The 1,624-nt window shown below is 48.5% G+C and carries 2 protein-coding genes and 1 pseudogene; 2 read left to right on the forward strand and 1 reads right to left on the reverse strand.

Going from position 1 to position 1,624, the window contains the following annotated elements:
• Together Q0341_RS00665 and Q0341_RS00670 are read left to right on the forward strand one after the other, a co-directional pair.
• On the forward strand, positions 1 to 446 hold a 446-nt coding region (locus Q0341_RS00665; protein WP_299509857.1), incomplete at its 5' end, for a hypothetical protein.
• A gap of 2 nt (positions 447 to 448) precedes the next feature.
• Entirely contained in the window at positions 449 to 1,030 is a 582-nt protein-coding gene (locus Q0341_RS00670) for a hypothetical protein (protein WP_299509859.1), read from the forward strand.
• A gap of 257 nt (positions 1,031 to 1,287) precedes the next feature.
• Here Q0341_RS00670 and Q0341_RS00675 read toward each other — a convergent pair.
• Positions 1,288 to 1,624: pseudogene (locus tag Q0341_RS00675) on the reverse strand (hypothetical protein); the annotation flags it as partial.

Genomic DNA, 1,624 nt, shown 5'->3' on the forward strand with positions numbered 1-1,624 from the left:
GTCAAAACGGCGTGGGCTTGATCAACAGCATTCAAAACGCCACCAGCTTTGTGTCATGGAATGCCAGTGGTCTGCACTATGTTGTGTTGGATGAAGTGGATTTGCTGACCGATGCAGCCAAGGCATCTTTCAAAGCCCTGATGAATCGAACCAATGTGGTGTTCATCATGACCACCAACCACTTAAATGAAGTTGATGCGGGCGTTCAAAACCGAAGCGTATTGATTGACATGAATGTGCCACCTGCGCAGCACTGGCGTCCTATTCTTCGCCGCATCTACACACAGTCAGGTTTGGTTGCGCCACCAGACGCCACGCTGGACCAAGTGGTTCAAGCTGGCCGAGGGTCTGCACGCTCGATCTTTAGTGATGTAGTCATGAGCGCCAACCAAGCGCGCAAAGCTGGCCAGTCCAATGTGATCAAAATTTCAAATATCCGGAGCTGATCGTGAAATACCCACAAAGCTACATTTTTTTAAATCAAACGGCCAAGCTGCCGCCACTGCCAACGGTTCAGGCTTGGTTTGGAGGCCGCACTGCCATCTATGTGCGCGGTGTCAGTAAACCATCCAAAGTCTTGAACGAGCGTATTGAATTACTTGAAAAACTACATCGCTACACGATGAAGAAAAGTGATTATCAAATGCAGTGTGTCGTTTTTTGTGGAACCGCCGTGAGTGAACTTTTTTTAATAGCCCAAACGCATGACCTGATTAAGGTTTATTGGGTTGACTCTGCGGATCAGGCAAAAAAGATCAAACAGTTGTCAAGTTACATAAACTGCGCGATGCAATTGGATCATCACATTATTGATGTACGGGAAACCTACAGCACATTGACAAACTACATTTATTCAAAAACAGGTCAGACATTGACTGGCGATGCGGACATTGAACGATTCTTTTCTGGTCGAGACTGGGGCACTACCACCGAGGCAGAAATCCACATTCGTCAAATTGCCAAGAACAAAACCCGTGCAGGTGTACTGCGACGCTTTGACCTAGAAACAGAAACAGAAACATTACCCTGATCTTTATGTTGTCAACCACTTTTGGCGATCTTGTTGCACTTTGGTGGGTGGTTGTAAATCCACCAGGGGCCAAGATCTCCAGACCGCTTGAAAACTGCAGCCCAATTTTTTACTCGCGCAAATAACCGGTTTAAGCAAGCCCTACAGCCGCTTGAATCTAAGCACCTAAGGCGTCTCGCCAGTGGCCCTGAAATTGACCGCTTGCTGCGGCGATTTGATACGCTGCAGACTACCTTCTGCACACTACTTATTCGTAATCATGTCCGCTTGCCCTGCAGCAAATCGATGTTCATCTCTGCGTTCAAGTTGCTGGCGTAGAAACGCTCAATCATTTCCACGCTTGTACGGGCATTGCGGGCCAGTGTCAGCAAGTCGATCTTGCCGCCATAAAGCAATCTGAATGTCATGGCCGTGTGCCGCAGGCTGTAGATGGTTCGGGTTTGACCGTTGGCCGCATTGCCCTCAATCCCAGCCAAACTCTGCAGGTACATGAACTGCCAGCCATAGACCACCAACAAATATCTTCGCTCCTTTAAGCTGGGCAAGAACAGGTAGTCATCTGGTCTGCCATAGCCCTCTGTTCGTTGTTGGGCC

Origin of the sequence: uncultured Limnohabitans sp. (genome assembly GCF_937889215.1) — a bacterium.
GTDB lineage: Bacteria > Pseudomonadota > Gammaproteobacteria > Burkholderiales > Burkholderiaceae_C > Limnohabitans_A.